The 7,685-nt window shown below is 71.2% G+C and carries 5 protein-coding genes and 1 pseudogene; 3 read left to right on the forward strand and 3 right to left on the reverse strand.

Annotation, left to right across the window (positions count from 1 at the left end):
- Window positions 1-417: 417 nt before the first annotated feature.
- The 3 genes and pseudogenes from ACFVVA_RS41900 to ACFVVA_RS41910 form a co-directional block, all read left to right on the forward strand.
- A complete protein-coding gene (locus ACFVVA_RS41900; RefSeq protein WP_387695972.1) occupies window positions 418-2,412 on the forward strand; it encodes a hypothetical protein in 1,995 nt (664 codons plus the stop codon).
- 203 nt (window positions 2,413-2,615) lie between these two features.
- Window positions 2,616-3,095 (forward strand): hypothetical protein, encoded by a 480-nt coding sequence (locus ACFVVA_RS41905; protein WP_387695973.1) that lies wholly within the window; start codon window positions 2,616-2,618, stop codon window positions 3,093-3,095.
- 24 nt (window positions 3,096-3,119) lie between these two features.
- Window positions 3,120-3,308 (forward strand): annotated as a pseudogene (locus ACFVVA_RS41910) (transposase); the annotation flags it as partial.
- Window positions 3,309-3,716: 408 nt separating this feature from the next.
- Here the strand turns inward: ACFVVA_RS41910 and ACFVVA_RS41915 are convergent.
- The 3 genes from ACFVVA_RS41915 to ACFVVA_RS41925 are packed head-to-tail and all read right to left on the reverse strand — an operon-like array spanning window position 3,717 to window position 7,507.
- Window positions 3,717-5,987 carry a hypothetical protein gene (locus ACFVVA_RS41915; protein WP_387695974.1) on the reverse strand — a complete coding sequence of 757 codons (2,271 nt, stop codon included), beginning with the start codon at window positions 5,985-5,987 and terminating at the stop codon, window positions 3,717-3,719.
- A 12-nt stretch (window positions 5,988-5,999) separates the two neighbouring features.
- Window positions 6,000-6,344, reverse strand: a complete 345-nt coding sequence (locus ACFVVA_RS41920) for a helix-turn-helix domain-containing protein (protein ID WP_387695976.1) — start codon at window positions 6,342-6,344, stop codon at window positions 6,000-6,002.
- Window positions 6,341-7,507, reverse strand: coding sequence for a tyrosine-type recombinase/integrase (locus ACFVVA_RS41925; protein ID WP_387695977.1), 1,167 nt, complete (start codon window positions 7,505-7,507; stop codon window positions 6,341-6,343). The genes ACFVVA_RS41920 and ACFVVA_RS41925 overlap by 4 nt, the downstream gene beginning before the upstream one ends.
- Window positions 7,508-7,685 lie beyond the last annotated feature (178 nt).

Consider the following 7,685-nt stretch of genomic DNA (forward strand, 5'->3'; position numbering starts at 1 on the left):
TGAAGCGCGCAGGTTCCGAGATTCCTGGACGGGATCGCACTCGAACCCGCGTGGGCTACCGCGGTTGGCTCGGCATCAGCAGTCGAGTTCGGCTCTATCGGCTGGTCCTTCGATGAGGATCCCTGGTTTTTCCCCACCCCGCGCTCAGGTGCTCCCCAGACCTGCTCACGCGATTCCCCACTCGGCAGCGCGCTGGCCTGCGGCCGGATGCCGCTCGGGAGGGGCCGCCCGGTGGCTGGCCTGCCGGGGCTACCCCCTTCTTGGTCGTGTGCGTCGGTCACGTTGGTGGGCGCACTTTCGAGCCCTTTCGTTGGCGATTTGACGCCATGTCACCTCACATGGAAATCACCGTGCGTAGCCTCGTGACCATGCTTGGGTCACGATTGGCCTGGGCATCCGAGCCGAGGAGGAGTCGCCATGGCTGGTGGGGAGACGAAGGAGACCGAGGAGCGCCTGGAGCGGTTGCAGGGCCTGTTGTCGGGGGCGCGGGGTGAGTCGCGGGCGGCGCGGAACCTGGCCCGGGTGCCGAAGGCGAACGTGCTGTTCGGGGTGCTGCTGCACGCGGCGGACCGGTTGCGGCAGGCCGAGGAGCTGACCGAGCTGGAGGAGGCGCTGCTGGAGCCGCTGCGGGACGGGCTGGGAGAGGAGGAGGTCAGGGAGTGGGGCCGGGTCTACCGGGAGTCGGTGACGGCGGGTGTGGCGTCGGTGGGCGTGCACCAGTCGCTGCGGGACCGCACGGTCTCCCAGGGGTATGGGTGGGAGGACCTGGCCGCGGACCTGCCGGCGGTGACGGAGGAGTGGAAGGCGCAGTCGAACTGGTCGGTCGTCGGACCGCAGGCGCTGGCCGGGGGCGGGGACTTCGACAGCCCGGAGTTCATCGAGGGCATGCGCGAATGGGGCTTCGCCGTCACGCTGCCGGCCCACCTGGCCGGGGACGGCCAGGTGGGCCAGGCCGTCGAGGAGACGCCGCAGGAGGGCGAGAAGGCCCCGGGGTACTTTCGGCTGGAGTACGAGAGCTTCCACGTGCACCGCGTTGTGGGCGACGGGTCGGGTCGGGACGAGATCCGCTGGCTCTCCGGCGGGCGCAGCGACCTGGGGGCACGCTGCGTGCCGTTCGTGTCGTACGAGTTCGGCGGGCACGAGACAGGGGCCGGGCAGACGCCGGTGTTCAAGGGCTGGCGGATGCTCTTCGAAGGGAACACGGGGCTCGGGCTGGCCACGAACGTCGCGTGCTGGGAGTGGGACACCGGCGACGGCACCGTCAACAGCTTCCAGGAAGCCATGGCCACGCTGAGCAACAACCTCATCTTCAACACGATCTGGGACGCCGTCGGCGCGGCGGCGCCCACCGTCATCGGTCTGCTGATGGAGGCCACCTCCCTCGCGGTCACAATCACCAACCTGGTCGCGAGGAACGATCTCTCCTGTTCCCGGACGCTCCTTCTCGACCAGGCCACCCTGGCCATGCTCTCCCACCGGGGCAGTGCGCAGTGGCACTTCAACGGTGACGGCCACCACGAGCTGAAGGTGGGGTTCTACGGCGAGCGCGTTCCCTTCCCCGCTGGAACCCTGGAGTACGCCGTCCGCTCCAGGGCCCTCGGGGTCGGCGTGTGGACCGGGCCCGTCGCCCTGCCCTGGCCCAGCACGAGCGCCCCGGCCCTGGCCGCCCACGCCGGCCGGCTCTACGCCGCGTTCGTGAGCCCCGATGAGCAGGCGGTGATGTGGGCCAGCATGGACGGGAACGGGAACTGGACCGTACCCGAGCAGCTCGGACGCGACGAGAGCTATGTCGCCCCGGCCCTGACCTCGGCCCACGGCAAACTGATCTACGCCGTCACCGGCAAGGACGACCGGGTCTACTTCCGGACCTACACCCCCTCGGGGGGCTGGACCGGGGCCATCAAGCTCCCGGGCGGCACGCCGCACAGCCCCACTCTGGCCACCTTCGCCAACCGAGCATGGCTCGCCCACGTCGGCTTCGACAGCCGGATCTACCACAGCGTGTACAACGGCTCCTCCTGGACCGCCTGGCGCCTGGACAACCTCGGCTGGAGGAGCGCCCACCACGTCGCGATGGCACCGGGGAAACTCGTCGGCCAGCCCCGGATGTGGAGGGTCCAGACCGGCGCGGAGGTCCACACCGCTGTCAACACAAGCAGCGACGGCAGCGGCGCCTGGCTCAACAGCGGCACGGTCCCGCGCTGGGGCAGCAACCACGGCCCCGCTCTCGCCGGCAACGAGGCAACAGGCGCCCTGACCATCCTGGCGCGCGGCGATGGCGGCCAGCTCTGGATCGCCGACTACGACGGCTCCTCCTGGCAGGGAACCCGCACCGTCCCCGGAGCCGCCCCCCAGGGCGCGGCGGCCGCGGCCTACTTCAACAACCAGCTGTACACGATGTACCTGCGCTGACCCCGGACCCCGGACACGGGACCGAACAGCACGGAGCGCCGACGCCGCCCGCCGGTTGCTGCTGGCCGTCCGCCACCGGCGGGCGGCCAGCAGCAACCGCATCGCACATCCTCATCACCTTCGGCCTGGCGGCTGATGGCAGACGACACCGGCGACGCGGAGTCAGGCAGAAACTCTCCCTCCCATGGGCAAAGGGGGGAAGGATGTCGACACCGTTGGCGAATTCAATGCCGCCGCTGCTGTCTGCACCGGCGTTATCACGGCTTCACGAGACGGCGATGCCGGGCGGATGGGAGAGTTTGTGCCGTCCGCACGGCGATGCACCCGTCGCCTGGTGTGCGGCCACAAGCGAATGGGGAGTCACCGTGGGAATCGCATGGGAAGCACGTCTGGACGGCGCGCTCGTAGAGGGGACGCTGCAACTCCGGAAGGGGGCACAGCAATCCCTCACCTTCCGCAGTGCCGCCCTGGTCAACAAGAGTGTCACCCTCGGTTGGGACGGCGACAGCGCCGACCAGCTCGGGATCACCTTCGAGCCTGCACTCGGTGCTGCACAGGCCATCTCCGCTGCGGGGGTTACCTGGACCATCAATTGCCGTTCGGCGCGGCCCGGCGCCTTCGCCGTGGTGTTCAAGGCCACTGGCCTCGATGCGCCGATCGTGCTCAAGGGCAACCTGACGTAGCCCGACGCCGCCCGAACTGAGGCAGCTTCGGGCATCCACGTTGAAGGTTCTGGTCGCAGCCGTGCGCGCTACCACGGCCTCGCCAAGACGCACCTGCAGCACCAGCTGACCGCCGCCGCGATCAACCTCGCGCGCATCGACGCCGGGCTCACCGAGACCCCGCGCGCGAAGACCCGCGCTTCGCACCTCAGGCAGGTCGAACTCGCTACCTGAGGCGCGCGCCGCGCGCCCATGGACAAGCTCGGCAGAGCGGCCCGGCCCGCGGCGCGCGCCTATGGACAGTCCCAGCAGACCGCGCCGCGCGCGATGGACACCGACCGCCGCACGCCGATGAGCCGCGCCCGGATCCGGCCCGCGCGGCCTCACGGCGCGTTGACCGACGGCCAACTCCTCCGGGCCCCGAGGGCGAGGTCCCCTCGTTTCAGATCCGAATCGCCCCGAGGGTTCTCCTCTCCGATCTCGACGGCTCCGGAGCCGCAGACCTCATCTACCTCGCGTCCGACCATGCGCTCACTTTTCTGAATCACTGATTCGCCCGCCTGTTCCGGCCTGGCCTCTCCGCCTGGAGGGGACAGGCCGGAACAGGGGTCAGCGCACTCGACCTGAGGATGTGATGCCCGGCTACCGGGGTAGCTTCGCGGTGCGCTCCGGGTAGGCGGCGGTGACGTAGCGCATGGCGGTGTCCTCGGTGATGCCGAAGAGGCGCATGAGTTTGAGTGGATCGCCGGTGGCGAAGGCTTCGTCGAGGATCCGGTCCTGACGGAGCCTGTCGAGGGTCTGTCCCTTGGGCAGGACCAGCTGCATGGTGATCCGGTGCACGGCCGGGTGGTCCGGGTCGAGGGCGGTCTTCTGGGTGACCAGCAGGTGGGGGTTGACGCTGGTGGGCCAGCGCTGGTGGCGGTAGCTCAGCCAGTCGGCGGCGAGGCGGTGGGTGAGCTCCTCCAGGTAGAGGGTGTGCCGCCGCAGGCCGCGGCGCAGTTCGAGGGTTCCGCGGGTGAGGTCCAGGTCGGTGGTGAGCGCGGTGCGGATCTCTGAGGCGGGGACGGCGTGGATGGCGGCCAGGGCGATGGCGAGCCGTGCGAACGGGGTGGCGGCCTGGTCGAGCAGGCCGGCCAGCAGGTCGGAGGGGACCGGCCGTGGGATGCCGGTGAGGTCGCCCACGAGAAGGTGGCGGGCCAGGTCGCGGAAGACCAGCCGTTCACGCTTGAGCGCCCGGAACAGGCTGCGCAGGGCGATGGCGAGCTGGCGGCAGGCGGTTCCGTCCAGGTTGTCCAGCGCGTTCTGGAGGTGGTCGGCGGTGACTTCCCGAAGGGTCGTCATGCCGCCCGCCGTCCAGGCGGTGAGGACCGGCCGCAGGTTGGTCAGGTAGCGGCGGATGTTCTCCCAGCTTCGCGGCTCGTTCTCCCGCCGGCACTGGCCGCGCAGCACCTCCACCCAGGCGCGGACCTCCTCGGCGACGGGGTGCGGCAGCGTGGCCAGCACTCTCTCGATCCAGACCTGGTCGTGGTCGCGGTGCAGCCCGGGATCGTCGACGAGCAGGCCGCGAGCGCGCAGGAACTGGCAGACGGGCTTGGCCGCGAGGTGCGTGTCGAGGCGGGCCAAGTCGTGGACGTCGCGTTCGTGGAACGCGTTCTCGGCTCCCAGCCAGTAGCCCAGGATGGTGAGGGTGCGGATGTTCTTGCGCAGGCCCGACTCCGTCTGGTCGCGGCGAAGCTCGGCGAAGTCCCCCACCAGCGCGGCGGCCGCCCCGGGCAGCGGAAGTTCGCCCCAGGGGCGGCCGCGCAGCAGGGCCAGCACCGGTGACCAGTCGCGGCGCATCGTGAACAGGGACTCCTGCCCCCGGCAGAGCGTCGTCGCGGGCGTCCCCTCCACGGGCAACGGCAAGGGGTCGCCGGGCGGCAACTGCGGGCCCGGCCCACCCGGGCCGGTGGGCAGACAGATCACCAACTGCGTGGCGGCGGGCCCGCTTCGGTCGTCGCCGCGGTGGTAGTGGCAGACACGGCAGTGGCCGGCGCTCAGTGCGAGTCCGTCCCGGCCGCAGCGCACGCACTGTCCCGGCTCCCGGTGGCCGCGCCTTCGCCAGTTCCGGCATGGGTCGCAGCGCAGTCGCGCGCGCTCACCTCCGGGCATCCAGGCCTCGCATTCGGCACACGAGCGGGGTGCGAGCCGCAGCTCGGGAAGGGACTCGTCGGCCAGCAGGCCCGCGCCCAGGAGGACCAGGCAGACCACGTCGGCGAACATCGGCAGCTCCCGCAGCAGCAGCCCCGAGGTGAGCTCGGCACCGTCGGCCTCGCGCATCGCCAGGGCGAGCCGGAGCATCTCGGCGACCTGGCAACGCCAGGCCTTGCTCATGCGGCGCTCGGCCACCAGCGCCAGCAGCGCGGATTCCGCCCGGTCCCAGCCGGACAGCTGCCGGGCGGCGACGGCGCGGGCCGTGTCGCGGGTGAGAGCGCGCGCCATGGCGAACAGGGGAAGCTGGCCCCACACCTGCGGCTGCAGCACGGCCGCGTGGTCGCACTCCACCGCGCGCTGCCGGTTCAACCTGCGCTTCCACTCCGCACCCACCCAGTGGCCACCGCCCTCGCCGCGCACGATCGGGCGGGCCTGGGTGGCGTCGTGGCGGTGGGTGCCGACGATGAGCTGGAGCGAGCGCGGTGGGGCGCCCTGGAGGCCCAGGGCCCACTGCACGTCGTTCTCGGCCCGGATGGCCTGCAGGCAGGGCTTGCACAGGCCGTCGGGCCCCAGATGCGCCTCGTGCCGGCACCGCGGGCACACCCCGTGAGCGGGGTGCGCGCGGGCGAACTTCTCGCAACCGGAGCAGATCGTGCGCCAGGGCAGCACCGTCCAGCTCAGGCACGCCGCGCAGCTGCGGGCACTTCCGTCTCCCCTCACCGTGACCGCCCCTCAGCTCGGCGGCAGCGAGCGCGGCCCGCCAGCCGGGCGCGAGCGGGGGACGGGCCGCACCGGGCCTGCCGGTCGCCGGCCGTCCCCGACCGCGGCCTGGCCGAAGTCCTCGGCCGGCTGCGCGGCGACGACCGGCTCGGCCTGCAACAGGTCTGCGACGGTGCAGCCGAGCGCCGCGCAGATCAGGTCCAGGTCGTCCAGGCGGATGGTGACCGGCTGGCCGCTCCACAGCGCGGCGACTTTGCTCAGTGACGGGTTGAACCCCACCTGCTGGAACGCCGCCAGCACCTCGGTCGGCCGCCACAGGTCCCGCTGGGCGGCGACCATCCGCAGATTCCACTTCACCGCAGGTTCCCCTTGTCCATCACCAGTCGTTGGGCCGCCCGCGTGCTGGCGGCCAGGTTCGCGTGCTCCGGGTCGGCGTGCGCGGTGGCCATGTACCGCAGCGTCGTGGTCGCCCAGGCGTGACCGAGCACCTTCTGCACCTCCCACAACGTCATCCCGCGCTCGTAGTTGTGGGTCGCGCAGGCGTGACGCAGCAGGTGCGGGAACAGGTCGGTGACCGGGCCGGTCAGGTAGGCGCCGGCCGCGGTGTGCAGGGCCCGGCGGAACGTCGAGGGGACGATCGCCGGTGCGATCGGCAGGTTCAGCGCGGCGACCGCGGTCGGCTTGCGTTCGGAGGGCCACAGCGGCGCCTTCGGGTGCTCGACGTCGTCGCCGAACTCGCCGCGGATCTCCTCGATGTACCACCACAGAAGGGCCCGGCCCTCCTGGAACATGTACGCCTCGCGCGGCCGGGGCCCCGACCCGCCGGCGCCTTTGCCAAGGACGACGAAGCGGCCCCACTGGCCAAGCTCCCAGTGCAGGTCCCCCATGGTCACGCCGCACAGCTCGGTGGCGCGGACGCCGGACAGGTACGCGATCTTCGTCATCACGTAGTCGCGGCACGCGACCAGGTACTTGCGGGCGTTGGGCAGGTCCTCGCGCCAACGGCCGAAGAAGTCCCGCATCGCCGCCTGCGAGGGCGGGATCCGCAGGCCGAAGTCGCCGCGGTGCCGGGGCCGGTTGAACAGGTCGATCGGCGACTCGACCGCGTGGCCGAAGCGCCGCATGATCTCGCCGGCGTAGCGCTGTTCGAGGAACGCGAAGAAGGCGTCGATCTTGCCGATCTTGGCACGCAGGGTCGAGGTCGCCCGCTTGCCCACCCCGGCGAAGTACCGGTCGACCTCCCTGGACGTGAGCTTCCACGGCACCGTGCCGTAGTACTCGCAGACCTCGATCACCGGCTTGATCAGCCCGTCCAGAGTCTTCGGCTCCAGGCCGGCCGCATCGCGCGCCCACTGGTACTCGGACAGCGTGTCGAGGAAGAAGCTCTCCTCGTCGTGCGCCGAGATCCGGGCCTGGCGCCGCCGCTGGAGCGTGACAACGTCCGCCAGGCCGGACTCGACCGAGACCGCCGCCGGGTCGACCGGGACGGCCGACTCCGGGGCGGACCGCACGATCGTCACCACGCGACTTTCGGAATCTGCCACGAGCCAGCAAATTACGGGACCAACTGGCAGATTCTGCGAGCTACCGCCGGAATCTCACACGATCGAGCGACGCCCCAGTAACCCTGCCCCGGCCTGCTGAAATGCCGCGACGGCGCTCGCGTACAGGTGGATCGAACCCGCGCGTACTCCACTA

Source organism: Kitasatospora sp. NPDC058048, assembly GCF_042885555.1.
In the GTDB taxonomy this organism is placed as follows: domain Bacteria; phylum Actinomycetota; class Actinomycetes; order Streptomycetales; family Streptomycetaceae; genus Kitasatospora; species Kitasatospora lactacystinica.

Bases quoted from the DNA above. Each gene is read 5' to 3' on its own strand.
- ACFVVA_RS41900 (WP_387695972.1), top strand. From the start codon at position 418: ATGGCTGGTGGGGAGACGAAGGAGACCGAGGAGCGCCTGGAGCGGTTG.
- ACFVVA_RS41905 (WP_387695973.1), top strand. From the start codon at position 2,616: ATGTCGACACCGTTGGCGAATTCAATGCCGCCGCTGCTGTCTGCACCG.